Annotated in this window: 22 protein-coding genes; 5 read left to right on the top strand and 17 right to left on the bottom strand. The window is 65.6% G+C overall.

What is annotated here, in order from left to right; all coding sequences use genetic code 11:
- The first annotated feature begins 776 nt into the window (after positions 1-776).
- Entirely contained in the window at positions 777-1,721 is a 945-nt protein-coding gene (locus tag QHF89_RS19335; RefSeq protein ID WP_136968996.1) for a hypothetical protein, read from the top strand.
- A gap of 212 nt (positions 1,722-1,933) precedes the next feature.
- Here QHF89_RS19335 and QHF89_RS19330 read toward each other — a convergent pair whose 3' ends face one another.
- Positions 1,934-2,593 (bottom strand): tyrosine-type recombinase/integrase, encoded by a 660-nt coding sequence (locus tag QHF89_RS19330; protein WP_284720689.1) that lies wholly within the window; start codon positions 2,591-2,593, stop codon positions 1,934-1,936.
- A gap of 772 nt (positions 2,594-3,365) precedes the next feature.
- Here QHF89_RS19330 and QHF89_RS19325 point away from each other — a divergent pair.
- Positions 3,366-3,809 (top strand): very short patch repair endonuclease, encoded by a 444-nt coding sequence (locus tag QHF89_RS19325; RefSeq protein ID WP_284720688.1) that lies wholly within the window; start codon positions 3,366-3,368, stop codon positions 3,807-3,809.
- Here the strand turns inward: QHF89_RS19325 and QHF89_RS50200 are convergent.
- The 9 genes from QHF89_RS50200 to QHF89_RS19285 all read right to left on the bottom strand — a co-directional run bounded on the left by QHF89_RS50200 (position 3,804) and on the right by QHF89_RS19285 (position 16,078).
- Positions 3,804-4,979 (bottom strand): DNA cytosine methyltransferase, encoded by a 1,176-nt coding sequence (locus tag QHF89_RS50200; RefSeq protein WP_136968998.1) that lies wholly within the window; start codon positions 4,977-4,979, stop codon positions 3,804-3,806. The two genes, QHF89_RS19325 and QHF89_RS50200, sit on opposite strands and share 6 nt — an antisense overlap.
- A complete protein-coding gene (locus QHF89_RS19320) occupies positions 4,976-5,962 on the bottom strand; it encodes an O-methyltransferase (protein ID WP_136968999.1) in 987 nt (328 codons plus the stop codon). The genes QHF89_RS50200 and QHF89_RS19320 overlap by 4 nt, the downstream gene beginning before the upstream one ends.
- Positions 5,959-7,380 carry an ATP-binding protein gene (locus tag QHF89_RS19315; protein ID WP_136969000.1) on the bottom strand — a complete coding sequence of 474 codons (1,422 nt, stop codon included), beginning with the start codon at positions 7,378-7,380 and terminating at the stop codon, positions 5,959-5,961. The genes QHF89_RS19320 and QHF89_RS19315 overlap by 4 nt, the downstream gene beginning before the upstream one ends.
- 139 nt (positions 7,381-7,519) lie before the next feature.
- A complete protein-coding gene (locus QHF89_RS19310) occupies positions 7,520-8,260 on the bottom strand; it encodes a tyrosine-type recombinase/integrase (RefSeq protein WP_284720687.1) in 741 nt (246 codons plus the stop codon).
- Between the two features lie 924 nt (positions 8,261-9,184).
- The gene (locus QHF89_RS19305; protein WP_136969002.1) at positions 9,185-10,600 is read right to left on the bottom strand and encodes a 1-acyl-sn-glycerol-3-phosphate acyltransferase; all 1,416 of its coding nucleotides are present in this window, start codon (positions 10,598-10,600) and stop codon (positions 9,185-9,187) included.
- A gap of 16 nt (positions 10,601-10,616) precedes the next feature.
- The gene (locus QHF89_RS19300; RefSeq protein ID WP_136969003.1) at positions 10,617-12,473 is read right to left on the bottom strand and encodes an FAD-binding oxidoreductase; all 1,857 of its coding nucleotides are present in this window, start codon (positions 12,471-12,473) and stop codon (positions 10,617-10,619) included.
- 414 nt (positions 12,474-12,887) lie between these two features.
- Complete coding sequence (locus QHF89_RS19295) at positions 12,888-13,616, bottom strand: competence/damage-inducible protein A (protein WP_136969004.1); 729 nt, start codon at positions 13,614-13,616, stop codon at positions 12,888-12,890.
- A gap of 9 nt (positions 13,617-13,625) precedes the next feature.
- A complete protein-coding gene (gene xseB, locus QHF89_RS19290) occupies positions 13,626-13,898 on the bottom strand; it encodes an exodeoxyribonuclease VII small subunit (protein WP_136935887.1) in 273 nt (90 codons plus the stop codon).
- Entirely contained in the window at positions 13,895-16,078 is a 2,184-nt protein-coding gene (locus QHF89_RS19285) for a HEAT repeat domain-containing protein (protein ID WP_284720686.1), read from the bottom strand. The genes xseB and QHF89_RS19285 overlap by 4 nt, the downstream gene beginning before the upstream one ends.
- 403 nt (positions 16,079-16,481) lie before the next feature.
- Between QHF89_RS19285 and QHF89_RS19280 the strand changes: the two genes are divergently transcribed.
- Positions 16,482-16,964: a hypothetical protein gene (locus QHF89_RS19280; protein ID WP_136969006.1), complete on the top strand. Its 483-nt coding sequence runs from the start codon at positions 16,482-16,484 to the stop codon at positions 16,962-16,964.
- 68 nt (positions 16,965-17,032) lie between these two features.
- On the opposite strand, the gene QHF89_RS19275 is transcribed toward QHF89_RS19280, so the two are convergent.
- The 5 genes from QHF89_RS19275 to QHF89_RS19255 are packed head-to-tail and all read right to left on the bottom strand — an operon-like array spanning position 17,033 to position 19,806.
- Complete coding sequence (locus QHF89_RS19275) at positions 17,033-18,016, bottom strand: hypothetical protein (protein WP_136969007.1); 984 nt, start codon at positions 18,014-18,016, stop codon at positions 17,033-17,035.
- Between the two features lie 3 nt (positions 18,017-18,019).
- Positions 18,020-18,268 (bottom strand): hypothetical protein, encoded by a 249-nt coding sequence (locus QHF89_RS19270; protein WP_136969008.1) that lies wholly within the window; start codon positions 18,266-18,268, stop codon positions 18,020-18,022.
- Positions 18,269-18,312: 44 nt separating this feature from the next.
- Positions 18,313-18,813, bottom strand: a complete 501-nt coding sequence (locus QHF89_RS19265; protein ID WP_136969009.1) for a DUF2589 domain-containing protein — start codon at positions 18,811-18,813, stop codon at positions 18,313-18,315.
- A gap of 9 nt (positions 18,814-18,822) precedes the next feature.
- Entirely contained in the window at positions 18,823-19,113 is a 291-nt protein-coding gene (locus QHF89_RS19260; RefSeq protein WP_136935893.1) for a hypothetical protein, read from the bottom strand.
- A gap of 57 nt (positions 19,114-19,170) precedes the next feature.
- Entirely contained in the window at positions 19,171-19,806 is a 636-nt protein-coding gene (locus tag QHF89_RS19255) for a DUF2589 domain-containing protein (RefSeq protein ID WP_136969010.1), read from the bottom strand.
- 927 nt (positions 19,807-20,733) lie between these two features.
- Here QHF89_RS19255 and QHF89_RS19250 point away from each other — a divergent pair.
- Both QHF89_RS19250 and QHF89_RS19245 read left to right on the top strand, forming a co-directional pair.
- A complete protein-coding gene (locus tag QHF89_RS19250) occupies positions 20,734-22,602 on the top strand; it encodes a radical SAM protein (RefSeq protein ID WP_136969011.1) in 1,869 nt (622 codons plus the stop codon).
- Positions 22,603-22,800: 198 nt separating this feature from the next.
- Entirely contained in the window at positions 22,801-24,303 is a 1,503-nt protein-coding gene (locus QHF89_RS19245; RefSeq protein WP_136969012.1) for a Kelch repeat-containing protein, read from the top strand.
- Positions 24,304-24,322: 19 nt separating this feature from the next.
- On the opposite strand, the gene QHF89_RS19240 is transcribed toward QHF89_RS19245, so the two are convergent.
- On the bottom strand, positions 24,323-24,736 hold the full coding sequence (locus QHF89_RS19240) for a hypothetical protein (protein ID WP_136935896.1): 414 nt from the start codon (positions 24,734-24,736) through the stop codon (positions 24,323-24,325).
- 114 nt (positions 24,737-24,850) lie between these two features.
- Complete coding sequence (locus tag QHF89_RS19235; RefSeq protein WP_136969013.1) at positions 24,851-26,059, bottom strand: thrombospondin type 3 repeat-containing protein; 1,209 nt, start codon at positions 26,057-26,059, stop codon at positions 24,851-24,853.
- Positions 26,060-26,154 lie beyond the last annotated feature (95 nt).

Below are 26,154 nucleotides of genomic sequence, written 5' to 3'. Positions count from 1 at the left end.
GTGACAGATGTGCCCTCGTGCGCGACGTCGGGGCCCGGATTTCTGCCGCTCCCCTGCCAAGTCCGCTCGCCTGCGTTGCCCCACTGTTGCCCCAACCCACGCACCGGAGGGTCTCGAAACGTCTCGTTTCGGTCAACCTCATCTCGCCCCCTCGATCTCGCAGAACGGCCGGGATCATCGCGGCTTTGCTGCTGATCTCCGTGTGTTTCGAGGGTGCTGCTAGAAGCTACCTAAGCCGTTTCCTAAACCGAAGGTCGCAGGTCCGATTCCTGCCGGTGATGCTGAGTGATTCCGTGTAGTTGGAGCCGCTTGACCTCACGCCGCAGTCGCAAGAGCTCCTCGCGCTCGGCGCCCGTGAGGGCCTCGGGGGGTTTCTCCCTGACGTTGGCCTCGTCCGCTCTCACCCTCCCGTAACGCCGTTTCCGTGAGATCAAGATCCTGAGCAACCTTCGCGATGCTCCGGTCCCCCAACCTGGCAGAGACGAACCGCCTCTGCCTTGAACTCTGCGCTGAACGACCTCCGCTTCCGCCTCGCCATGGAACTCTCCTAGCGCATCTCCGCGCTTTGGGTTTGTCCACAGAAGTGGGGGAGGACCAAAACGTCGAGCCCGGCGTTGTCAGCCAGCACCATGTACAGGATCCGCGCGGCCCCATCCCCGCCCTCGACGCCCTTTTTGCCCCCAGCAGGATTTCGACGGTCACAACACGAGCGAACGTGGCTCTACCTCAGAGGTCACGCGCCGACGAATGCGTGTGAAGCAAGCGAGAAAAAACGAATGAAGATCACGATGGCTGCTCCGATGTTCCGTCACCTCACCCGCATGACTTCAGCGTGGCTTCTGGGTGCGCTTTCCCTGGGCTGTGTCGCCCTCCCTGATGAGGATGAGTTGGCAGAGGAATCGGTCGCCGAAGCCTCGGCTGCGCTGTCCGGATGGGGCTTCTGGGCGTGGGGGACCACGACGGATGAAGACGGGATTGACATCTCCTCGGCGTCTCCCCAGACCTGCGTCCTCGCCGGTGTCGCAGGGAACCTCAATCGCGGCGGGCAATGGTACAACGACTTGCAATCGATGGCCTGGGTGGGTGCCAAGTATCCGTTGACCGGGACGTTTCTGTATGCGCACGGTGGTGCCTACACGGACCAGAACAACCAGAGGGTCTGGGATAACAATCCTGTCAATGCCCAAGCCACTTGCTTCCCCAGCAACGTTCGCTACAACGCTTCGTGGACGAGCGATGACGGCAGCGTCAGCCCCCCCGTCAAGATTACCGACCTCGACCCGAACAACCGGCGGCAATGCTTCCTCTCCGGCCTCTGGGGCATTAGCGGCGCGTGGAGCAGCAGCAGCAGGTTCGCGCGCGTGGTCAAGAAGACATCGACGGACGCAACCCACCCGACAACGGGATGGTACGTCGAGGCCAATCTCCCTTCTGACCCCTACGATGGCTCGCACGCGCGGGTTTTCGCCACGTGCGTGGACTTCGCGCAAGGAACGGTGTTCACCTCGGGCTCTGTATCCGCCGCAGCCTCAGCAACGAACACCGTCACGATCACCTCGGGCACGGGCGTCAAGGGCTGCGCGCTCACCGGGATCACGGGCGCGCTCAACCAGAACGACTGGAACGACGGCGCCGTGATGGCGGCTCCCTCCACCGCCAGCGGGAACTGGTCGCTGAGCGTCAAGAACAACAAGACGGCCACGTGGGCTTGCGCGGAGTGAACCGATCGTGAAATCCGACCATCAACGCTGAAACCGCGTCCCTTCACCCCCTGCCAAGTCCGCTCGCCAGCGTTGCCCCTTTGCCCCAACCCACGCACCGGAGGGTCTCGGAACGTCTCCTTGCGGTCGCCCTCTGCTCGCTCCCTCGATCTCGCAGAACGGCTGGGATCACCGCTATCTGCGGCTGATCTCCGTTTGGTTCGAGGGTGCTGCTAGAAGCTACCTGAGCCGTTTCCGAAACCGAAGGTCGCAGGTCCGATTCCTGCCAGGGGTGGCGATGATTCCGCGGGGTTAGCGCTTCCTACCGCGCTGCCCCGCCGACCCCTCGGAACCCGTTGCCCCACTGTTGCCCCACCCCGTTTGCCCTCGGAGGCCAGGGTGAGCCAGCGGGCGGCCTCCTCCAGGTCCTCTTTTAGGTGATGCACGTAACGTTGCGTGGTGGCCAGGTGCTTGTGACCTGCCATCCGCTGGACGACGTGCACGGGCACCCTGGCGCGGAGCCAGGAAGTGATGCCGTAGTGTCGGAGCGCGTAGATCGACCAGCTCGCGAGCCCGGCGCGGTCGCGCACGCGCTCGAAGGCTTGCGTGAGGCCGTACTGCCCCCACGGTCTGCTTTGCTCGTTCAGCGCGAGATGACCGTCGCGTGAGCCGCGCTCGATCGGCGCGAGGAGCCGCGCGAGCTCGGGCGCGATGGGGATCTCGCGTTGGCCGGTTTTCGGCGTGTGAAGCTCGCCGTGGGAGCGACCTTCGCGGATGGAAGGGAAGCCGCCCGCGGGGCGATCGTCGTCCCAGCGGAGGAGCATGTCGCGGCGGCGAAGCGCGCGGATTTCGTTGGGGCGAAGGCCGGCGTACGCCATGAGGGCGAAGCTCAAGCGGTGCGTGTCGCGCGCGGCGGCGAGGATCGCGTGGACCTCGTCGTCGGTGGGGATCTCCAGGATACGCTGGCCGATTTGCTTGAGGCGCGGTAGGCCCTTGGGCGGTTCGGCGAGGGAATCGCGCTCGACGGCGAAGCGAGGGACGGAGCGGAGAACGACCTGGATGTTGTTGCGGGTCGTTTGCGCGAACTTGCGCTTCGACAGTTCAAGGTCGAGCTCCGCGGCGCGTGGCCGTCGACCTTGTCGAGGGGTCGATCGGCGAAGCGCGGGAGCAGGGTGTGATCGAGGAGCGACGTGTATCCGCGGCGGGTCGTGACTTTCAGCTCCGTCAGCGTGTACGTGCTACGGAACTCGGTGACGACTTTGGCGAAGGTTTTCGTTGGGGGTCCGGATGGGGACGCGGGATCGGTGGGGGATCCGGGCGGGGAGGAGCCGGCGGCGGGTGCTGCCGGGGGTGGGTCGTCCGTCGGGGCGTACGGGGTGCCGAAGCGGGCGATGTTCAGGAAATAGCGCTTCTCCTCGGCGCGAGCGCCGGGAACTGTCTGGGATTGCGCGTCTTTCCGGAATCGATGGCGGGTGCCATCGGGGAGGCGGTAGCGGATGTCAATGAACAAAACGGGGATGCCCCGTCGGGTCGTTCGTCGGACTGCCATGACTTGGGAGCCTTTCCCAGGTCATCTCAAGCCAGAGGTGCGGAGGGCTGTTGTAGCAGATTTATCGGAAAACAGCTACCCCCTTCCGAGCGCGCCAAACTGGCCGTATTGCTCACATGAAGGAGGCCGCCCAAATGGTGGATCGCTTATCGTCCGATCAGCGAAGCGCCCTCATGCGGCGCATTCACAGCCATGATACGGCACTGGAGTGCAAAGTTCGCTCGGCTGCGCACAAGCGTGGCTTGAGGTACCGCGTCAAGACCGCTCTACTGGGAAAGCCCGACATGGCCTTCATCTCGGCAAAAGTGGTAGTCTTTATTGACTCATGTTTTTGGCATGGGTGCCCTTCGCATCCACGAACTTCAAAATCAAATACTACCTACTGGGATACCAAGATATCGCGCAACAAGAAGCGGGACACCGAAATCAACAACTACTATGCCAATGCTGGGTGGACAGCAATCCGAATCTGGGAGCACGACATAAAGGCCGACTTCGATAACTGCGTCAACATCATCGAGCAAGCGGTTTTGCGCAGCCGCAGGGGTTGTCCCTCATGACCGGCTAACAGAACGACGAGCAGACCTCGGTTTGGTTCGCGACTGAACGGCGGCGCTCATAATCTGATGCGCAAATGCTCTTGCGAACCGAGGCGGCACAGAGTTCCCCACCTGCATGAACCCATGCCACTTCGTGTGATGAAACTCAAACCAGTCAGGGAATGAGTGCAGGCGCGCGGCTTCGCGAAGACAGATACACCTGGAAAATGTAGGATGTATGGGACGTGGCGCCATGAAGCTACCACGCTCGACACCAGTGCCCGCACGAAGCGTAGACGACAAGCCCCCCTCTCGAAGCCGCAGAAACCGGCTTACCGGATCCTGTGCCCCCTGGGGTAGAGAAGCAAATCGCGCAATGGTGTCCGCGGAATGACTCGTGCGCCGAAAGCCCGTTAGCACCGGCGTCTGAATTAACGAACGAGACGACTTATCGTCCGGGTCCTTCGCTTGACCGCGCATCACTTTTGCATACGGACTGGGATCTCCCAACAGTCCAGCATACGCATCGCCGTCTATTAGTGCATTACAGGACTCAACCACAGCCAGATCGGCAATGGCGTCCCAGACGCTGGGACAATGCTGACCATCGGTGTCCGGCACTGGATACGATGGCGCAGGAAGAGACCGCCTGTGCCCCAAAACAAAAACGCGTCTCCGGCGTTGCGGCACACCGAACCACGACGCATCAAAAGCGCGAATTGGCACAACGACAGAGTACCCACCCTTTGATAGAGTACTTACAAACCTGTCTATGAGACCCCCATACCTCGGCTCCAAGAGGCCGCGAACGTTCTCAAGAACGAAGTAGTCAGGACCCAACTCCATAACTAGCCGCGCAAACTCCAATATCATGTTGTTGCGCGGGTCGGACGGGGCCATTTTTCCGCCGACAGAGAAACCCTGACATGGTGGGCCACCAAAAACCACCGTAATAGACTTGTTGCGGATCCGGGCCAACGTGCGAACATCGTCGCCCGACAGATTTGTGATGTCCTTGCAAATTGCGGGAGTGTCAGGAAAATTTCTGGAGTGCACCTCTACACTGCATGGATTGACGTCTACCGCAGCTGCTATCCTGAAACCTGCTTGCTCAAACCCAAGCGACATCCCACCCGCCCCACAAAATAGGTCTATGGCGAGGTGTTGCCGTGCCTTAGCGACCGACGTCATGGGAGGATTCGCCCAAAATGGGGATAGTATCGATGGAACCGAGCAAACGACTCGATGAGCTCGGAGGACTCACGCGAGGTACCGGCCACTAGAAACTTCCCGCGTCTAGCGAGGGTTCGCCTATACTTAGGTAGCAATTGTTCAAGGAAAACTCGTTCCCGAGTGCTGAGCACGGGCGTGGTGATTACAATTGGCGCCCCCCCTTCGCGATAAGCAAGCTCCCATGACTTGAGCCGCAATGCCGTCCTTAGTCTGGCCACCTCTGCGCGTGGTGCGATCACTCCTGTCAAGGTAAGCATCTGGTGCTCAGAGTCTGCGTAAACAAAAGATGTCGTCGGTACGTACTGCAGATTGAGACCAGGTGGAAATGCTTGCTTCGCGGCGCGGAGAAGGCATCCAAGAATAACGCCGGGAAACTTCTTACGTGTCATGTCCTCTGCCGAGACCGTAGGATGCCACAAATCGCCGAGTTGGCGCTCCGCAGCCTCAAAGCGAAGCTGATTCAACTCACCGGCCTGTGGCGTACCGGGAACAGGAAACGTGGCCGGACTTGCATTCATCGTGATTTTGACCACGTCGTACTCACGCACTTTGGTCAGTAGCGACTTAAACTCGCCAATCTGAGCAGAGCGCGCATTGGCCTCGGCATAGTCAAGCCACACGATGGCGTTTCCGTCAATCTCTCGCGGATAAGTAGCGATAAAGTCTCCGCTCAATTGTCGACGACATTCGATGCTAGTAAACGGTCGGTTGAACATCTGCCGGTCGATGACCGCCGCATCTCCCTCGAGCGAGATCATGCGTGCAACACCGAAGTGGCTCTCGACCATTCGAAAGTCCTCCAGGAACGGTCCGCCGAATCCGATGTATGTATATTCATGGATGGGACAAAACCCATGAAAGCGGGTAAGCAACTCGATGAACACGTGCCGCTCAATTGCCTTGTTGGGCCGCAGGTGATATGCTACTTGACCGCCACTCATTTCTTGATCGCCTTCAGGGCCTTGTCAAATGCAGCTGCCCCAACATCGTTCGGCTTAGCTTCCGGATCGTCCAGCAAATCGTCGGCAAGTAGGCGGACGTCGCTCTTGGGGCGCTGAAAGCGGATGAGTGCAAGATCGGATGCAACATCGGGCGTGGGCAAACTAGGCATGAACCTACGACCGTTCTCGTCGCCCTTGCGGGTCTGATGCCAATCCGACTCAGGCACACTTTTCCGCAGGTCTCCCAACTCGATGGACGCTGCCTCACGTTCAATTGCCTTGGCCTCGTCAAGAGCATGCTTCCACTTATATGTGTAGTTGGTAAACAGCTTCGTTCCTTCCCGCATCCTGTTCTTCACTCGTAGATATAGATCAGAGCCGAGGTCGATACCACGTTTGGTAGTGGTCAGAGGCAGCTTAAGCGGGTCAGAGCTTGAAAATGTCACAACGCCCGAGATCGCATTGAACTGTGCGTGAAAGTTCGGCACATCGGCCTCGCCCCAGCCCGTAATCCTGGTCTTGTCACAGTAGACGACCACACGATCATTGCAGATGATCGACCATCCAGCGTTCTCGCGAGAACGCTTGGCCTCCATCTCCCGATCTGCTTCTTCTTCCGTTGCCAGGGGACGGTAAAAGCCTACTGTCACTTGCACCTTCACGTCGTCAACGACCGAATCATACATATAGGGCGCCAGCATCTCCTTTTTCTTTTTGCGCGTCGTCACCATGAATTTTATCGGCTGAGGCTCGACCTTTTGGCCGTTGACCTTGACTTCGAACCCCTTGTGCATGATATATGCATAATGGCTGCGCAGCTTGCCAATAAAGTCCGCCTCGAAGTCGCTCCCTTTCGCAAACTTATCCTTCACACTTGGCTGTAGACGCTTGACAACGATTGTTGTTCCATAATTCTTGTCCAACTGAAGGATGCCCTGGGCCTTCAGCTCCCACTCATCGTTGTCCTCTGCAAACCATGCATTGGGAATTGTTACCTCGAACGAGCCGCGACGATGTTTGGACGTAACGCTGGCTTCTCGACCAAGCTTGAAGATTGCGCGTTTCATGCCGATGCCGTACATCCCGACTGTAGGCAGGTCGCGATCACGAGGATCGTCGGCACGACGACCCATTAGAAACGCGTATTTTTCGGCCGTATCTCGGTCGATTCCACCGCAGTTGTCAGTGATACGGAATTCCTGCGGAGAAAACTTTATGTCGGCGTGGTAGCCAGCATAAGGCAGCTCGGAGTGAGGTTCCGATTGGGTCTCCCGCATGACGCCGTCTACGCAATTATCGAGTAGGTCGAGCAAGGCATCATCGAGTTCGATGTCGCGCGTAAGCATTTCAACAAAGAACCGCTTTGTTGGAGACGCCTTTACGGTGCTTAGCTCTTGGGCCCGCTTGTCTTTCGCCACGCTGGGGACCTCCCAACAATAGACTACCGGGAATAGGTTGATGATGTCCAGATCATATCCCACGGCTTCATGTGGCCACAAATGTTGCGTAGGTTACTTCGTGGAAGCTGCTGCACGACGTGTGCTGCGATACTTGTTTCTAGCGGGCTTCGCTACGTTGCGTCGCGATCACCGCACGCGCCGTCCTCTCTTCACCCAGGCCGAGTTGGCAAGCCACGGAAGCTTTTGAAAGAGTCGACATCCCAACCGCAGTCCCCATCATGGAGGCCCTCATCAACGTCCTCCCCGCCTCCTCCAAATCCTCCTTCAGATGATGCACATACCGCTGCGTCGTCGCCAGATGCTTATGCCCCGCCATCCTCTGCACCACGTGCACCGGCACCCCCACCCGCAACCACATCGCAATCGCGTAGTGCCGCAAACAATACACCGACCACCCCACAACCCCGACCCTCCGCCGCACCCTCTCGAACGCCTGCGCGATCCCGTACTGCCCCCACGCCCTCCCCCGCTCATTCACCGCCACAACCTCCTCCCGCCCCGCACCCCCCGCCCCCTCGATCGCCGCCAACAACCTCCCCAGCTCCGGCGCCACCGGCACCTCCCGCTGCCCCGTCTTCGGCGTGTACGTCTCCCCGTGCGACCGCCCCTCCCGCACGCTCACGAACCCGCCCACGACCTCCCCCTCCCGCCGCAGCCCCACATCCCGCCACCGCAGCGCCCGCACCTCGTTCGGCCTTAGCCCCGCATACGCCATCAACGCGAAGCTCACCCGATGCCGCTCACTCGCGGCCGCGAGGATCCGCTCGACCTCCTCGTCGGACGGAATCTCCAAAATGCTCTGCCCCACCGGCTTGAGCCGCGGCATCCCCTCGGGCATCGCGCGCAGGTATTTCCGCGCCACCGCGAATCGCAGCAAAGAATGCCCTCGGCGGTGAGTTTGTCGGCCGCCTCCTTCGCTGTGACCTTCTTCGAGGGCGCAGCCGCTGCGGGAGACGGAGCAGACGTGGCGGGGGCTGCCGAGGTGGTTGTCGGCGTCGGCGCGGCGTCCGGCTTCGAACAGGCAGCTAGCGAGAGGGCGAGAATTGCGGACGTTCTAAGTCTCATGATGGCCAGCAAACTCGTTCGGCTGGGAGCACGTTTGCCTTTTCGGCTTACGTCCGCCTCACCGCCCCGCGGGCGGTCGCCCCGCGGGTGGGCTCGTGCTCGCGTTCCCCAGCGCGTGCCCAGGCGGGCGAGGACGAGGACGGGGAGAGCCAAGAAGCGCAAAGGAAGGACAGGACACGCGACGGCCGGCGCATGATCCGGCTCGACGGGGCGGCCGGGCGCGAAACGACTCCCGCTCGGCCGCCCTCCGCGGCCCGCTTCCTCGCCCGCGACAACCACCTCCTCCGGCGCCTTCACCCGTGCAGCCTCCTTCGCCGCAGCGCTTCGCCGATTCTTCGGCCGACGACCCTTCCACGCCGCCAGCGGCGCCAGCAGCCTCTCCGCGAGCGCCGCCGTCGCAGAAGCGTGACAGCAGGATACGTCGGGCACCGGCCGGGCCTCGGGGAAGAGGTCGTAGGGGGGAGGACCCAAACCGATACGCGTATCGCTTCCGGTCGTAGGGGGGAGGACCCAAACCGATACGCGCATCGCTTGCGGTCGTAGGAGGGAGGACCCAAACCGATACGCGTATCGCTTCCGGTCGTAGGGGGGAGGACCCAAACCGATACGCGCATCGGTTCAGGTCGTAGGGGGGAGGACCCAAACCGATACGCGTATCGGTTCAGGTCGTGGGAGGGAGGACCGGACGTGATGTGCGTCACGCCATGGCGTGCGCCTCGTCCAAACGCGGACTCCCCGGCGCCCGGAGCTTCGCCCGCGTCTCGGCGCGAAGCGCATGGATCTCCTGCGCCGCCGGCCCCCACCCGTACCGACCGGGCTCCGCCTCCACCAGGATCCCGCGCTCCCCCAGCGCCGCATACACATCCCCGACCGTCGGCAGATGCGCCGCAGGGTACGCCGCGACGAGCGCCTTCGGGTTCACGTGTTCCAGCGCACGCTCGGGCTCGCCCAACTGGTGCGCAACGAGCGCGTAATCCAGCGCGATCGGCTCGAACAACGCCTCGACGACACGTTGCACACGCACATCGCGCACGTCCTCAGCCGTCCCCGCATCCAGCCAGCGATGGCGCGCGAGATGATCCCGCACGGCCACATGGTGCCCAAGGAGCACACGCGCATCGCCATGGAACCAGTGCATCCACTGGTTCCGCAGCGACTGCTGGAGCACAGGCGACGCGAGGTGCGGGGCCTCCAGATCACTCTCCAGCACACATGCCCCCCGGCGACGCAGGGCCGCCGCGAGCCACGCCTCGTCCACGCCTTCGACCTCCGCGTGACCGAGAAACATGCGCAAATGGAAACTCGACACCGTCGTCTGGCGGACCTGCTCGGCGACGATCGCGCGAGCAAGCGACTGCACCTCCGTCGACGGCTCCAGCGTGAGCGGCGCGCCGCAGGCGATATGGACACGGCCGAGCTGCACCTCGTCGCGCGCCATCTGCGCGAGCCATTCGAGCGTCGCGGTGAGCGACATCGGAGGCCGCGCGCCGCCCCCGAGCTCCCCCTCGAAGGCGCCCTCCTCGGGGACACGATCGTACGAAATGGCAATCGGCAACACGACGAAGCGCCGTCCCGTCGCTTGCAACGCCCGCAAGAGCCCTCGCCGAGGGGACAGCGCCCGCCGCGCGCGGCTGCGTTGCCCCTCGACGAAGAACATCACGGACGCGCCACGCGCGACGAGCCGCTCGAGCTTGTGGCTCACCTCGCGCACCTCCTTGCCGACGCCCCGGCGCACGTAAAACGCCTGGGATTGCTCGAGCAAGCGCCCGATGAGCGGGATATTCGAGAACTCCTCGGCCGCGGCGATGTGCGGGACCGGGATGCCGAGCTCCGGGTGCTGGAAGCAGAGGTAGCTGCCGAGGAGGAAATCGAAATAGCTGCGGTGCGAAGGCGCGAGGACGAAAAGCGCGTCCGTCGGGGCCGCGTCCACCGCGCGGCGGAACGAGCGGCGGTCGAACGTCACGACCGACGTGCATTTCCGCAGCGTCTTGCGAAGCCCATAGGCGAGCGTGCCGATCGCCCAGTTGCCCGGCCTCCGCGACAGGGTCCACGGCAGGTCCTGGTTGCCGTCGTCGTGTTCCCGTCCCGCGAGCGTCTGCTCCGTTTCCTTCATGGCAGCGCCTCCTCGATTACCCTTCGCCGTGCCCCAGCTTCACCTCGCCGAGGACACCGTGGTTCCCTGCGCCGAACAGGTTGTCCGGGTCGACGGCCTGCTTGACGTCGCGCATGAACGCGCGCGCGCCCTCCGAGTAGATCTCCTTCACGAAGTCCTGCCGGATCTTGCCGACGCCGTGATGGTGCGAAAGCGAGCCCCCGGCCGCGAGGATCTCCTCCCGCGCGGCGTGCTCCATCTCGCTGTATTGCCGCACCGGGTCTTCGACGCCCTTCGCGTAAAAGCCGAGGTAGAAGTAAATGCAGACGCCCGTCGGATACACCTGCGTGATGCGCCCGGTGAAGAAGGGCTTGCCCGGCAAGCGCCGCTGCTCATGCTCGCGCAGCACGCGCTTGTGCACCCGATCGTAAAGCTCCAGCGCGCGGCTCCACGGCACGCTCGTCTCGAAGCTCTCGGCGATCGCCCAATGCTCGAACGTGAGGTCGCGGATGTACGCAATGCCGAACGTGAGCTGATAGCCGCGCTCGCCGTTCGCCGCGCCGGCCTTCAAGCCGCCGTGCTGCTTGGCGATGCGGTACAGCGTCTTTTCCTGGAACTCGACCTCGTCTTTTGTCCCTTCGAACACGATCGTCGCGACGGCGAGCTGATGCGGATCAAAGCCCTTGATCTTGGTGACGAGGAGCTGCTCCGCGCGGCTCTTCGCGTGCGCCAAGAGCCCCGATTTCTTCGGCTTGAGCGCCTGACCGAAATGAAACTGCGTGTTATCCATGACGCGCACGCTCGCGGGCACGGCGCCGGCCTGCTGGAGGTCGTACAGGAAGGCGAGGCCGCGCTCGAGGTCGGGGAAAATGACGCTGCCGTAACGCTGCACCTCAGGCACGGGGAAGAGCTTGACGATGGCGGTCGTGATGATGCCGTAGTTACCTTCGCTCCCGAACATGAAGTTCCGCGGATTCGTGCCGATGCTCTCGCGCGGCGCCACCTGCGGCCGCTCGACGACGCCACGCGCGGTCACGACCTGCATATCGAGGACGAGGTCCTCGATGTTGCCATAGCGGTTCTTCTTCATGCCGCTCGCGTTGGTCGCGATCCACCCGCCCAGCGTCGAGAATTCGAGGCTGTCGGGCTCGTGCCCCATGGTGAGCCCATGCTTCGCCAGCTCGGCGACGATGTGCCGGCCCGTCGCGCCGGCCTCGATGCAGGCCATGCGGTTCGTGGGGTCGATCCAGAGGACCTTGTTCATGCGGCGCATGTCGACGGCAATGACGACGCGCTTTTCGTCGATCGACAGGCGCAAGGCATCCGTGACGTTCGTGCCGCCGCCGAACGGAATGAGGCACGCGCCGTGCTCCTTCGCGACCTCCGTCAGCTTCACGACCTCGTCGTGCGACGTCGGAAAGACGACGAGATCCGGCACGCGCTCGAGGCGCTCGTACCGGATGGCCCAGATCTCGGCGCCGGTGTGCCCGTGGCCGCGGCGCAGGCGGACGAGCGGATCGCTCGAGATCTGATCGTCCTTGAGGAAGCCTTTCAGCGCGGCGATGACGGCGCTCGCGTCCTGGGCCTCGGGGACGGGCGGGGGATAATGCGGCTCATTGCGATTGCCGTAGGAGAGCGGCGCGGAGAGCGTGGCCGAGATCCACGGCAAGAGCGACGGGAGGTCGACATTGCTGATGTTGTAGCGGCGACCGGTGAGCACGACGTTGCCGTTCGGCTTCACGACGAAACGCGTATCGGCGAAGCCCCAGCCATCGAGGCTCTCGTCGTCTTTGGGCAGCGGCGCCGGGCTGGGGATGATGCGCGTGCTCGGGGCGCGTGCGCCGCGCGGAGGGAGGGTCGAGCCGGATGCGTTGTCGCGGTTGTCGTGTGCCATGGTGGTCGCAGGATGTTGCTCGGAAAGGATGGGGCCTCAAGCGAAAGCCTTTCGCGCAGCGAGGGTGCCCTCGAACGGGTGCAAGCGCCGTCGCAGAACGAGGCGGGCCGGACCGTAGCACAGGGACTACGCGTCGTGCCACGCAATGAATCACGAGGTGGCCGTGCTGCATCGCGGCATCTTCTGCGGCCCATTCCGCAAGCGAATGCCCGAAGATGCGCATTCGATGTGGCGGCCTGCGAAACGTCATTCGCGGCGATGCAATCGTCGGGCGCGCAAGTGGCAGGGCCACGCGGAAAGCGCTCCGGTCCTTTCGGGCATCACCCGCGTCACGTCAACGCGGTAACCGCCGGCGCCCGCGCCGTCCGTCCCCCAGGCCGACCTCCACGCCGTCACACGCAGACGGCGTGTCCCCTACTCCACCCGAACGACCGCCTCTTCCGGCAAGCTCGCCGCGAACGCGTCCCGCGCCGTCCGCACCTTGTCCACGTCGAGCCCGTCGAACGTCAGCTTCGTCTTGTATTCGAGCCCGCTCCACCGCGGGTACGAGCCGATCTCCACGTCCGGGTGCTCCGAGACCACGCGGTCGAGCATCGGCTTGATCGTGCCCTCGTCGAGCGTCGTGAACACCGCGTGCGAGACGAAAGGCACGTCGGCGCCGAGCTCCTCCCGGATCAGCGGGATCTTCGCCTGGAAGATCTCCGGGACCCCGGGCAGGATCCATACGTTGTTCATCACGACCGTCGGCCACGGCATCGACTTCGACGCGGCGAGGCGCGCGCCGTGCGGCATACGCGCCATCAAGAGGTGCCCCTCGGTCAGCTTGTCGCCGTAGTAGGCCCGCAGCATCGACTCCATCGACGGCTCGATCACCACGTGCGTGTCGAACGCCCGCGCTACGCCGTCGATCGTCACGTCGTCGTGCGTCGGGCCGACCCCGCCCGAGGTGAAGAGCCAGTCGTGCGTCTTCGAGAGCGTCCGCACTTCCTCGGCGATGACGTCGATCTCGTCGAGCACCATCACCACGCGCCGGAAGACCACGCCGAGCGAGCGCAGGGCCCGCGCGAGGACGACGATGTTCGCGTCCGCGATCTTGCCGCTGAGCAGCTCGTTGCCGATGATGAGCGCCGCCGCCGTTCGCACGGGAGCCTCCTAGCTCTCGAACTCGCGCACGATGGGCTTGCCCTGCGCGTCGATGCCGAGGAGCTCCTCGACCCGGCGCTCGGCCCGGTCGAGCCGCTCCTTCGCCGCGCGCGCCAGGCGTACGCCCTCCTCGAAGAGCGCGAGCGAGCGCTCGAGCGGCAGCTCCCCGCCTTCGAGCTCCTCCACGATGGCGGAGAGCCTCCGCGTGGACTCCTCGAACGAGAGCACGGACGCCTGCTCCGGCGCGGCAGGCTTGGTGATCGAAGCCGTCTCTTGGCTCATGGCGACCCAGCGTCCCCCGGGATGGCCTCGGGCGCAAGCGTGAGCGCGGCAGGGCCGTCCGGCAGGCCCGGGACGAGCACCACGCCGTCGGGATCCGCCACGATCGGCACAGCCACGCCGTCCGAACGGACGAGGCGCGCCGCGCGGCCCTGAATCGACGGGAGCGCCCCCGGCGCGTTCGCGACGAGCGAGACCCACGCGACCGGGCCGGCCGACACGGCGAGCGCCGGAAGAAGCGTGCGGCCGGACAAAGCCGCGCGGGCCAAGGCGCGGACCTGGTCGTCCGGATCGAGGTCCCGCGCGAGCTCGAGCGTCGCGGCGCGCAAGGGCTCGCGGCGCATGGAGAGAGCACGCACGACGGCGCGGCGCACGGTCGGGTCCTCCTCGAAGCGGTAGGCATTTGCGAGGAGCGACGTCGCGTCCGGCTCCGGATCGAGCGCGAGGCCGAGCGCCGTGTGCGCGCGGATGACCGGATCGGTGCCCGCGAGCAGGCGCTTGATGCGGCCGCGGGTCGCCTCGTCGTCGCGGCTCGGCAAGGCGCGCGCGGCGAGCGGGGCGAGCGGGCTCTCCCCTTCGGCCCAGCGCGCGAGGACCGCCGTCGGCAGGCCCGCGCCGCTCGGATCGGCGAGGAGCGCGACGCCCGCCGCGACCTCGATCGCCGAAGGAGCGTCCCCCTTCCCCGTCGCCTTCGCGTTCGCGCCGAGCACGCGCGCGAGCTCCGCCGGCGCGTCGTCCTTGCCGATCGCCGCGCGCGCGAGCGAGGCGCGCGCCACCGCGGCCACGATCGCCACGTCGCACGGGCGTTTCTCGGGGCAAGCCGTGTCGAGCGCAGCGCGCACACTCGTGCGGCCCGTCGCGACCTGACCAAAGGCGCCCACGGCGCGGTCGGCCGGGTCTTTCTCGTTCGCCATGGCCGCGAGTGCGTCGGCGAGGCCGTTCGGCTCGTCCCCGAGCACGAGCCAACGCACGAGCGCCGCGCGCGTGATCAGCCGGCGCGGCGCGCCCTTCTTCGCGGACGTGCTGCCGAGCGCCCGTTCCAGCGCCGCGCGCGCGTCCTTGCCCGGCATCCGCGCCAGCGCGAACGCCGCAGCCGTCGCATGTTCGGGTTTGCCGAGCTGCGCGAGCAACGCCGCCGCCGCCTCCGGCCCGCCGGCCCGGCCGATCGCCGCGATGGCTTGCTCCCGATCGTCTCCGTCGAGCGCATCGAGCGCCGCGACGAGGGGTTTGACGAGCGCGGGCGAGGGCGCGGCGAGCGCGAGGCGCACGCCGTCGAGGCGCGTCGGGCCGGCCGCGAGCAGCGCCGCGATCGCCTCGGACGCGCCTTCCACGCCGAGCCGCGCGAGCACCTCGGCGCCCGCGCGCTTCTGCTTCACGTCGTCGGTCTTCACCCACGTGCGCGCCGCGGCTTGCGCGCTCGTGTCCCCGAGCCGCGCGAGCGCGAGCGCCGCAGCCGCGCGGTAGGCCAGATCCACGTCTTCGAGCGCCAGCCGCAGCCGCGGGATCGCCCGCACGTCCCCGAGGTCGCCGAGCAGCGCGGCGAGGGCCGGCTCGATGCGGCGACGCCCTTCGAGCAGCGGCGCGATCGACGAAGGCGGGTGCACCACGAGCGCCGCCGACGCGGCCTCTCCACCCGGCCCGCCTTGCAGCACCGCGCCCACGAGCGCCGACGTGGCCTTCTTGTCGCGGCTCCTCGCGAGCGCGAGCGCCGCGGCCCCGCGCACGAGCCCTCCATGCGAGGCCGCGCGCGCCTCGGGCCCGCCTTCCGAAAGCACCGGGATGAGGAGCGGCCGCACCGCCTCGCGATCGGCGTGCGCCGCGAGGATCCGGATGCCTTCGAGCCGCGTGCGCCCGTCGCGCGCGAGGAGCGCCGACTGCTCGAACGCGTTCGTCAGGGCGTCGATCGCCTCGGGCGTCCCGATCGCGCCGAGCCGTCGCACGCCGCGCAGCCGCCCCTCGACCGTCCCCGATGCGAGCAGCCGCTCGGCCACGGGGATACCGAACAAGCCACGCAGCGTCCCACGGCCCGGGGCCTCGGCCTCCTCGGCCTCCTCGACGACGGCCTTGCGCGACACGCCCACGGCGAGCCCTTGGGCCTCGGCGCGGGCAGGCAGGAGCGAGGACGCGACGAACGAAAGGGCAGCAAAGGAGAGCGCCGTGAGGGCCCGGGAGCAGCGAGACATCGCGGCGCAACTATCGGCGAGGGACGCTGGCTTGTCACGCCTCATCCTCGGGAGGTTCTACGCCCATGACGGGATCCCCGCGACCTCCAAGCGCCGGAGAGCGCCCCCACGCCCCTTCCCAGCTCTCCCTGCATGGCCACGCGGGCGCCTCGGACGCTCCCCGGATGCGTCCGCAACGAACCGCGCCACGACTGCACGCCCCATGATTCCTTGATGCACAGAAACTCCCGGATGTCCGTCGCCCTCGCTGAAACGAGGGGCCCTGGCCAACACCCCAGTGGTCATTCCAGATTCCAGACGGTCTCGGCTGTCCCCTTTGTTCCCTATGTCCACGGTATGCAAGCTGCTTAGGGTCAATGCGGACCGCCAAGGATCTCCGGTCCACCGAGGGAGGTTGAATCTCATGCGTAACTCGTTCTTCGTGGGCGCGCTCGCTTTCGCGGTTTCGCTTTTCGCTGCCGGCGCTGCGTCCGCCACCACGGACGTCTGCGCGGAGTGTAAGGCCAGCGTCGAGGCCACGTGTTTGGCCGAGCTCGAAGCCGCTGTCGATTGCGAGGCCCATGTCGCGGCCTGCTGCGAGGCATCTCTCGACGTGGATTGCTCGATACAAATCGGCCTTCAGCTCTGCATCAATGCCGAGGCGATGTGTGTGACCGAGTGCAAGGCCCACAACGCCGGGTACGGCGACGGTGTCGAGTCGATGTGCCAGGCCGAGTGCCACGCGGGGGTGGGCCTGGGCCTCGTCGTGCTCGCCTCCGTGGCTTGCGAGGCCGAGGTGGAGGCGTCCTGCTCGGTGGAGGCAGCCCTCGCGTGTAGCAGCGAGATCAATGCCTACGCCTACTGCGCGGCCGAGGCCGAGGCCGAGTGCAGCTACTGCTGCCCCTGACGAACTTTCGCGAACATCCCCCCGCCGCGCGGTCCCTGCGTGCACCAGGGCCCGCGCGGTCGCCCATTCTAGCCCCGCGCGAGCGCGGCCCGGAAGTCGCGGAGGCGCTCGTCGAGTTGCCTCGGCGTCACCTTGACCTCGGCGAAGACGCGCTGGGTCCCCGCAGGATCGGTCTTCAGGTTCGCTTGGATCGTGTCGAGATCGTTCTTGGCCGCGAGCACGGCCACGCGCAGCTTGTCTTTGGGCCCGAGGTCGTTCGTCGCCGCGCCGCGCAGCTTGTCCAGGCATTCCGCGAGCTTCACGCCCCGGAGGTTCGCCACAGCGGAGGCGTCCCGCGGCCCGCCGCCAGTCGAATACGCGGTGAGGGTATGGCTCTCGCGCGCCGCGAGGTACTTCCACATCGCGGACGCGACGTTCGGGACCGTGTTCATCGTGTCCTTGGGCTTCAAGCCCACCGCCTTGAGGAGCTTCTCGTACGCCTTGCTGTAATTCTCGGCTGCGCGCGGCTCGACCACGCTCTCGGGGTCCTTCCCCTGCGCCTGGAGGGATTTGCTGGCGGTATTGCCCGCGCCGGTGATCTTCTTGGTGAAGAAGCTCAGCATGTGCTTCACCGAAATGGCGGCATGTCCTTCGCACTTCAGGAACAGCGCCGACGAGGCCGATCCGACACTTTCGATCTGCACGAGGAGCTCGCTGTATCCCTTGAGGAATTGAAAGCCGGCGCCCGCGCTCTTGCCGCGCTCGCCGAGGTGGCTCGACCACCGGTCCGGGAGCGTGTCGTACCCTTGTCGCACCTGCCCCAGACTTTCAAGCTCGATCATGAATGAGCCCTTTTCGAGGGGCTGATAGATCCAGCACGCGACGTACAGGGCCTGAAACCCGTCGCGGTCCACCGCCGACCGGAGGAGCGCGCTCACGGGTTCACTCCCATCCCCGAACCGATCCTGCAGGTACTTGGACCAGTCGGCCGGCGTCTGGAAGTCCGGGCCAAAGATCTTGTCCTTGTCGCTCCTCTGGCTTTCGCCTTTGATGAGGTCCACGAGCGTGGGCATGGCTCACCTCGCCCCGGGCTTCTTCGCCTTCGCCACCTGGGCCTCGGCCTGCGCGACGGCCTCGTTCAGCGTGTTCAGCGCGTCGATCGCCTGCGCCGAGCCCTGCCGATCGATGTCGAGCTGCAGGCCGCAGCCCGCGCAAAAAATGGAGTTGCCGGTCAGGATCTGCTCGATCGTCGCCTTGATCTTGAAATTGCAGCACGGGCACGGGAAACCATGATTGTCGGACTGAGCCTTCAACCCTTGCAGCATGACGATCCTCTCCTTGCTCGATGGTCCTGGTTCGTGCGATTGCGTTATTCTTGGCCGGAGGCGGGCGCCCCGGTGACCTGGATGTTGTTGCTGAGCAGCCCGAAGATGCCCGTGATCCCCGCGGGCACGTCGCTGCGCGACATCGTCAGCGTGAACTTGATGTTGGTCGTCTCGGACGTAGCGTCGCTCTTCGACGGCGCGTCCGCCGCGATCTTCGCGAGCAGCTTCGGCTCTTGTGAATCGCCCTGGCTCATCTCCACGATCTTCGTCGTGAACGAGATCTCCGCCTTGTCGATGCCGAGAATGGGGATCGGGACGAGCGTCAAGAGCGGTACGGAGACGGTGTATCGCTTGACGCCCACGCCCGGCACGACCTGCTGGTAGCTGAACTGCACCGTGCGCAGCTCGCCCTTTTCGTCGAAGCCCACATTCTGGATGAAGTCCGACGTGGCCTTGGCGGCCATTCCATCCGCGTCGACGATGTCGCGGACGAGGCTCCCCACGAGCTGACTTAGCGGGATGTGAGAAACGGTGTTCTCCGGCATGACGGACTCCTACACGCTCGCGTGGGGCGCTTCGGCCGTGACTCCCTGGAGCCGCGGCACGCCCGACGCGTCGATCTCGATCGACATCTTCACCCAAAGGAACGGCCCCAGCTCCGCTCGTTCCTTCTCCGCGATCGGCCATTCGAACGTGCACACGACCTGGGTCGGGCGCAGGCTCGAACGAAAACGCTCCACCTGCTGCGCTCCGGGAAGCTCGCGCGCAGGCACGCGAACGAGCGCGAGCCCTCGCTCGATTTCATGCAGCACTGCGGTGACCATCCGCTCGACTCGCTCCTGCATCGACGCTCACCTCGAACCGCAAGCAGGTGGAGATCGCGGCCATCGGCCTCGTTCAGCTCACGGCGTCGTCTTCCCGGGCACCGCCTTGATGGCGTCGTTCAACATGTTGAGCACCTTCGAGGTGCCCGCGGGCATGTCGTGCCCCGTGGCGTGCACGTTGACGTTGATCGTGTACTCGACGGAGTACTTCGAGTCCCTCGTCGAGCTCGAGTCCGACTTGCTCGAATAGCTCCCCTTGAAATTGACCTTGTCGAAGAGGAAGCCGACGGATCCGCTGGTCTCGCCGCCCCCCGAGCTCTCCGAGCTTTGCTTTGTATCGAAGCTCGACGTGGCATTGATGGCTGCCTTGAAGTTGATGTCCATCGTCTCGACGAGCAGGTACGGAATCGGTACCAGGGTCAAGAGCGGCACCGTGAGCTGCGCCGTCTCGCCGCCCCTCGTGAATGTGAACGTGACGGACATGACGGTCTTCGGGGCCTTGTCGTCCGTCGACATCTGGGGGTTGCCGTCTTTGTCGAGGCCAAAGAGGACACCCAGCACGTACTTCAACGTGGCGTTCGCCGCCAAGGTCTGCGCTTCGACGCCCGCGACGAGCGGACCGCCGATGATCGCCCCGAAGGGGATCTGGCTGAGGAGCTGCGTCGCGGCTTGTTGATCGCCGCCGGTGGCTTCGCCGGAACCTGTATCGCCCATGGGAAGACTCCTTTTTTATGCCGCCGGGCGCCGAAAACGGAGGCACCACCGGAGCACCGCAAGAACAAGGCAAGCGGGTCGAGATACGCCCCTTGGCCGGAAAAGAACGATTCACGGCGCCCACGCACGACACACGTCGCCGTCGCGTGGGATCACGCCCGCGAATCACGGCAAAGCAGCGAGACGCAGACCCTCGAGCCAAGAGTCGCGAGCCCCGGCTGCGGTCATCGGCCGCCCGCCGGTGGACCTAGAGATACGGTCGGCCGGCGCCCGGGCGCAACAAATTTTCTCCCGTTCACGCAATCGTGACGAATTCGTACGTTCCGGGCCCGCCGAGCCGAACTGTTTGACAACGAGATGTACCGTATTTCTCCGCCGAAGTGGCGCCCTCGTCGTTCGCGCCGAACGGAGGGGATCGACACGTACGGCTCGACCAACGATATCGGCGCGTCGCGCGACGCCACGTTTCGCCGCGGATTCGATCCGCAATCGCGCTCGGACGCACCCCCCGCGGCGCCCCTCCCTGGATCACCTCCGATCCACCCGCCCGTTTCCAGGCGCGGATCACGCTCGCCCATGGTCACTCGACAGCGCAATTTCGGCCACGATCGACGGTCGCCCTGCGCGCGGCGACGCACCCACGCCCGCGTCCGCGAGGGCCTCGGCTCCCGCACGCCCCGCGCGTCACGCCCAACCGTTCCACGAGACCGACGCCAGGGCGCCGCGCGGCCTGCGCCCCCCGTCCCCAGGTCCCTCCGCCCTGTCAAGACCCATCGCGGCCGTGTCGGCGTGCTCGCCGGCCCACATCGCCGCGGCGCAGCACTATTCCGTATCGTCAGAACGAAACGAAATTGCTGGTCGGGCTGGCGACTGGCAACTACGTTACGTCACCCGTCCCGGGCGGGACCAAGGAGGAAAGCAGCATCGATGTTGTCCGTGCGCCATCTGGAGAAATTCGTCACGGCCTCCGCGAACCGAGTCTGGCCGGTGATGCAAAGGCTGAACACGCTCGGCCCCGAGCCTTTGCCGTTCCAACCTCGATGGAGTGATCGCCCCATCCCGCGCGGCAAGGAGCGGACGAAGCCGCCGCTCGGCTGGCCGCGGACGACGGACAGCCTGTGCCCCACCTGCGTCAAGGAGGCGCGCGCGGAGATCCTGCGCGGCGACGCGGACTGGACGAAGCTCGTCACGGACAAGCCCGGGGAGATCAAGGCGCAGATCGTCGAGCGCGACGGCCAGATCCGGATGGAGAAGGAGTGCCCGAAGCACGGGCGCGTGAGCGACGTGCTCTCCATCGATCCGAAATTCCTCGCGCGGATCGAGAGCCTCTTCCAGGGCCGCGACGTGGCGATGACGCCCGACCGTATCCACCAGCACGGTTCGAGCTCGATCCAGTACGGCCGCGGCTCGGTGCTCACGGTCGACCTCACGAATCGCTGCAACATGATGTGCGACCCGTGCTTCATGGACGCGAATCAGGTCGGCTACGTGCACGAGCTCTCCTGGGAGGAGGTCACGCAGATCCTCGACGACGCGGCCGAGGTGCGGCCGCGGCGGCAGATGTCGATCCAGTTCTCCGGCGGCGAGCCCACGCTCTCGCCCCATTTCCTCGACGCGATCCGCTACGCCCGCAAGAAGGGGTATTTCGCCGTGCAATGCGCGACGAATGGCCTGCGCTTCGCGCAGGAGCCCGGCTTCGCCCAGCAATGCAAGGAGGCGGGCCTGCGTATGGCCTACCTCCAGTTCGACGGGGTCACGAACGAGGCGAACAGCCACCGCAAGATCGCGAACCTCTACGACGTGAAGCTCCGGGCGATCGAGGAGCTCGCGGCGGTGGGCATCGACGTCATCCTGGTCGTGACGGTCGTCAATGGCGTGAACAACGACATGATCGGCCCGATCATCGAGTTCGCGATCGAGAACGCCGACAAGGTGACGGTCGTGAGCTTCCAGCCCGTGAGCTTCACCGGGCGGGACGAGGACATCTCTGACGAGCTACGCGAACAGCAGAGGTACACGCTGAGCCACCTCGCGCGCGACGTGAAGGCGCAGACCGGCGTGACCGAGCCCTTGCGCGATTGGTTCCCGCTCTCGGCGCTCGCGCCGTTCGGCGACGTCGTCGATCTGCTCGACGGGCCGGACAAGGATTTCGGCCAGCTCAACTGCGGGTGTCACCCGAACTGCGGCATCGGCACCGTGCTCTTCGTCAACAAGAAGACGAAGCAAATGGTCCCCTTGCTCGAGTTCCTCGACATGGAAGGGATCCTTCGGGATTTCCGGACAATCTTCGACGCGGGCCGGGGCTCGAAATGGACGAAGGCGCAGGTGCTCACGAGCATCCTCCGCCATTACAAGCCGGAGAAGGCACCGCCCGGATTCGACGTGAAGACGCTCGTGAAACAATTCATGAGCCAGACGGGCGCCGCGCATGCGGGCGAGAGCGACGCGAAGGAATACGAGTGGCGCGTGCTCTTCGTGGCCGGCATGTGGTTCCAGGATCTCTTCAATTACGATTTCCGCCGGACGGAGATGTGCATCATCCCCTACGGCACGCAAATGGGCGAGATCAGCTTCTGCGCGTACAACACGGGCGTGGGCTGGCGCAACGTGCTCGAAAAGATCAAGGCGAACGCCACGGTCGCCGAATGGTACCGCAAATACGGCCGGCACCCGATCTACGCGAAAAACAAGGACCTCGCCCTGCCCGACTTCGAGAATGCCCTCACCGTGAAGGAGCACGAGCTCGCCAAGCAGGAGCGGAAGAAGGCCGTCCGCTTGCCGATCGTGCCGTCCTAGTCCCGAGGGGACGCCTCGCGCGTGAGCGCGGAGCGAAGCCTCCTCAGCATACGCCGGGTTCCCGTGCGCCCCGTCATCTCCTGACCCTCTGCGCTCCTGCGGTCTTCGGCGCAGGTCCACGCGCGTCGTTGGGTCTGTGCTCCGTATTGGTGGTCACAGGGCATCCAGGTTATGCGCCACCGTTGAGGAGGTGGCGCCATGCGTGGGGCGAACCGTTTCATGCTGGGTTCGTGTCTGTTTTTGGGTATGTGGTCCTGGGCGATCGGCGGTTGCACGGACCAAGGTGCGCCGCTCCCGGGGGTGGACGTCGCGCGCGGGGGCGCATTGCAAACCCAATCCCCGCGGACGACGACGCGCATGAATTTCGCCTGGACGCAGGTCGCGTGGATGGCCACAGGCCGCGGGGAGCCGAGGGCGACGCTGCTCACGGATGGCCGGGTGCTCGTCACGGGCGGCTGGGGCCTCGAGGACGGATACGCGCACGTGAAGGTGCTGGCCTCGGCCGAGCTCTACGATCCGCAGACGAATACCTTCTCGGCGGCCGCGTCGATGATCAGACCACGCAACAAGCATACGGCCACGCGCCTCCCGGACGGCCGGGTCCTCGTCGTGGGGGGGTTCTCGTCCTATGTGCCCGATCATGAGGATGAGATTTACCCCCCGGAGCCGAGCGCCGAGATCTACGATCCGGCGACGGATACTTGGGTTTACGCGACCCATCCGGACGCCGCGCACATGGAACATTCCGCGGCGCTCCTCTCGAACGGCCAGGTGCTCATCGTGGGGGGCGGCGGTCAGACCGCGGCCGAGCTCTACGATCCACAGACGAATACATGGTCGAGCGCCGGTGGGACCAGCGCCGCGTATTCCTGCAGCTCGGTGACCGAGCTACCGGATGGCAAGGTGCTCGTCCGCGGCGGTGATGCGGCGGAGCTTTACGATCCCGCAAGCAACTCCTGGAGCTGGATCGGCGCGCCGCCCACCACCGGATGCACCGACGCCACGTCCGCGTGGCTCTCAACGGGGAAGGTGCTGTTCACGAACGGCTCGAGCGCCGAAGTGTACGATCCGGCCACGAACCAGTGGTCGCTCGCCGCCCCGCTCCTCACGGGCCGCTACAGCCATACCGGTGTTGCGCTCGACGGGGGCGGATTCATGGTCGCGGGCGGCGGGCTCGACGAGCTGGCGCCGCTGGCGTCCACGGAGATCTACGATTCGGCAACCGACACATGGTCCGCCGGCCCGCCGATGGCCGAAAAGCGCTACCTGCACGCCTCCACGCGCCTCGCCGATGGCAGGGTGCTCGTCCTCGGAGGGTGGGAGCATCCGGGGAAGCGCCTGAACAGCGCCGAGGTCTTCGACGCATCGGGTGAAGCCGGTGCGGGAGGAACTGGAGGAATGGGCGCCGGAGGTGCTGGCGGCGGCATCGGCGGAGCTGGGGGAGCTGGCGGCGGCGCTGGAGGAATGGGCGCCGGAGGAGCTGGGGGCGGCGTCGGCGGCGCTGGAGGAGCTGGCGGCGGCGGCGGCGGCGCTGCGGGAGCTGGAGGGATGGCCACGACCAGTACAGGCGCGGGCGCTTCCTCGGGCGGAGGCACCAAAGGGGGCAACGGGTGTAGCTTTCGCAAGCCCGAGGAGGTGCCGAGCGCGGGCCTCTGGCTCTGCCTGCCGCTGTTCGCCGCCGCGCGCCGCCGCAAGCGCTAGGGGCGCGCGCGAGCGCCTCTCAGGTGCGCTTTTTCGCGCGCGCCATCATGCCTTCGAGCCGGCCCCCGCTCGACACGAACCACGCCTCGGCCTGCGCGACCGTCTGAAACACGGCGGCCCCGTCATCGGCGGCGTTGTGCGCGACCAGCGTCGCGAGGCCGTGCTGCCGCGGCGTCGTGACGAGCCACGCCGTCCGGATCTGCCGCCGCCGGAGCAGCTTCTGGCACGTCCCGAGGCCCACGCGCGCCATCACCGTAAAATCGGTGAGCCCACGGATGTCCATGAGCACGAGCCTCGTACCCGCCTGGTTGGCGAGCACGTCCACGGCCTGCGCGGTGAGCTCATCCGCGATCAGATCCCCGAGCGCACCGCCGATCTCGATCGTCACCCGATCCGGCGGAGTCGTCGTGAAGTGGAACCAGTGTTGCGCCATCGAGGCAGACCACCCACCATCCTACGCGAACTCCTCGCTCGTCAACCACCTCACGTCATCGATCCGAACGGATTCCTTGGTCCGAGAATTTGTCCGTCCAAGGGAAACTTACAATCAGCCTGGCTCGGGGCAACCATCGTCGTCGTCCTTGCCGTCCTCGTCTTCCTTGACCGTGGGGCACTTGTCTTCGTTGTCGGGTACCCCGTCGTCGTCGTTGTCGCCGTCGGGGCAGCCGTCGTGGTCCTCGAACCCGTCCTTGTCCTCGGGGAGCTCGCGGCACTGATCGGCCTCGTCCGGCACACCATCCTGGTCGACGTCCCGCACGCGCGGGGCCCAGCCGATGCCCAGCATGGCACGCAAGGGCCCGGTGCCGAGCCCGCCGAAGAACCCCCGCGACACGCCGGCGAGGATGGAAAAATCCCCGAGCTGCGCGCGCGCCCCGAGCCCGGCCTCGAACGCGGTGAGGGTGCGGTTCTGCGTGGGGACCATGGGGTAGATCGGGACGTGCCCGTTGGTCTCGACGAAGACGGTGAAACGGCCGGCATCGTCGATGCCGAGGGCCTGCGGCCGGAAGGAGACGCCGAAGGCGAACGGGAGCTCGTGCCCGACGCGCTGGCGGCAGCCGTAGGGAAGGTCGGAGACGGGGATGTGCGCGCAGGCGAAGTTCTCGGTCTCGGCGCGGAGCTTGACGCCCGCGGCGAGGTGAAAGCCGAGGACGAGGAGGCGGTACTCGGCGAGCAGGCGCGTGGTGCTGGTGACGGCGCCTTCGCCGAGGAAGGAGCCCCGATCGCCGGTGGGGACGGTGAACCGCTCATGCAAGCCGAGCGCAAAGCCGCCGAGGTCGCCGCCGGTGGGCGCGACGAGGACGAGCTTGCCGGTGAACGCGAGGTCGCCGAGGGCCTGCTGGGGGATGTTCGTGGGTCCGAGCGTGGCGACGGAGTCGAAGTCGGGCGCGTCGCCCCGCTGGTACAGGGCGAACGGCAGGTCCGCGCCGAAGGAGAGGCGGCCGAGGGCGCCGATGTTGGCGACGAGGTCGCCGGTGAGCTGGTGGCTGAGGACGTCGAACGCGTGCTCGTTCGTCGCGGGATCACGGAGCGTGATCGGTTTGTACGCATACGAGCCGTAGACGGCGAGGTTCCAGTCGCCGTGCGCGGGCGTGGAGACGGGTTCGAGGAAGAGGCTCCCGGCAGGATCGGTGGAAGGACGGTACCCGCGCAGATCGAGCGAGGGCACGGGATCAGGCTCGATCGCAGCGGCCGAACGCGTCACGAGGGACGCAGCCAGCGCGAGGCCCGTGGCAAGGCGCAAAGAGAAGAAAGGCATGACGCGGGCGTAGGTTAGCCCAGGTGAAACCTCGGAGAAAAGGGTCGCGGTTGTTCGCCGGTGCTTCGTCCCAAACGGACAAACCTTCCGGCAGT

The sequence above is a fragment of the Polyangium sorediatum genome (genome assembly GCF_029946465.1).
Classification (GTDB): domain Bacteria; phylum Myxococcota_A; class Polyangia; order Polyangiales; family Polyangiaceae; genus Polyangium; species Polyangium fumosum.
The sequence above is the reverse complement of the archived record's forward strand: the minus strand, read 5'-3'. Positions and strand labels throughout refer to the sequence as shown.

Excerpts from the sequence above, each read along its gene's own strand:
- QHF89_RS19335 (WP_136968996.1), top strand. The coding sequence starts at position 777 with ATGAAGATCACGATGGCTGCTCCGATGTTCCGTCACCTCACCCGCATG.
- QHF89_RS19325 (WP_284720688.1), top strand. The coding sequence starts at position 3,366 with ATGAAGGAGGCCGCCCAAATGGTGGATCGCTTATCGTCCGATCAGCGA.
- QHF89_RS50200 (WP_136968998.1), bottom strand. The coding sequence starts at position 4,979 with ATGACGTCGGTCGCTAAGGCACGGCAACACCTCGCCATAGACCTATTT.
- QHF89_RS19320 (WP_136968999.1), bottom strand. The coding sequence starts at position 5,962 with ATGAGTGGCGGTCAAGTAGCATATCACCTGCGGCCCAACAAGGCAATT.
- QHF89_RS19310 (WP_284720687.1), bottom strand. The coding sequence starts at position 8,260 with ATGCCCGAGGGGATGCCGCGGCTCAAGCCGGTGGGGCAGAGCATTTTG.
- QHF89_RS19305 (WP_136969002.1), bottom strand. The coding sequence starts at position 10,600 with ATGAAGGAAACGGAGCAGACGCTCGCGGGACGGGAACACGACGACGGC.
- QHF89_RS19300 (WP_136969003.1), bottom strand. The coding sequence starts at position 12,473 with ATGGCACACGACAACCGCGACAACGCATCCGGCTCGACCCTCCCTCCG.
- xseB (WP_136935887.1), bottom strand. The coding sequence starts at position 13,898 with ATGAGCCAAGAGACGGCTTCGATCACCAAGCCTGCCGCGCCGGAGCAG.
- QHF89_RS19285 (WP_284720686.1), bottom strand. The coding sequence starts at position 16,078 with ATGTCTCGCTGCTCCCGGGCCCTCACGGCGCTCTCCTTTGCTGCCCTT.
- QHF89_RS19280 (WP_136969006.1), top strand. The coding sequence starts at position 16,482 with ATGCGTAACTCGTTCTTCGTGGGCGCGCTCGCTTTCGCGGTTTCGCTT.
- QHF89_RS19275 (WP_136969007.1), bottom strand. The coding sequence starts at position 18,016 with ATGCCCACGCTCGTGGACCTCATCAAAGGCGAAAGCCAGAGGAGCGAC.
- QHF89_RS19270 (WP_136969008.1), bottom strand. The coding sequence starts at position 18,268 with ATGCTGCAAGGGTTGAAGGCTCAGTCCGACAATCATGGTTTCCCGTGC.
- QHF89_RS19265 (WP_136969009.1), bottom strand. The coding sequence starts at position 18,813 with ATGCCGGAGAACACCGTTTCTCACATCCCGCTAAGTCAGCTCGTGGGG.
- QHF89_RS19260 (WP_136935893.1), bottom strand. The coding sequence starts at position 19,113 with ATGCAGGAGCGAGTCGAGCGGATGGTCACCGCAGTGCTGCATGAAATC.
- QHF89_RS19255 (WP_136969010.1), bottom strand. The coding sequence starts at position 19,806 with ATGGGCGATACAGGTTCCGGCGAAGCCACCGGCGGCGATCAACAAGCC.
- QHF89_RS19250 (WP_136969011.1), top strand. The coding sequence starts at position 20,734 with ATGTTGTCCGTGCGCCATCTGGAGAAATTCGTCACGGCCTCCGCGAAC.
- QHF89_RS19245 (WP_136969012.1), top strand. The coding sequence starts at position 22,801 with ATGCGTGGGGCGAACCGTTTCATGCTGGGTTCGTGTCTGTTTTTGGGT.
- QHF89_RS19240 (WP_136935896.1), bottom strand. The coding sequence starts at position 24,736 with ATGGCGCAACACTGGTTCCACTTCACGACGACTCCGCCGGATCGGGTG.
- QHF89_RS19235 (WP_136969013.1), bottom strand. The coding sequence starts at position 26,059 with ATGCCTTTCTTCTCTTTGCGCCTTGCCACGGGCCTCGCGCTGGCTGCG.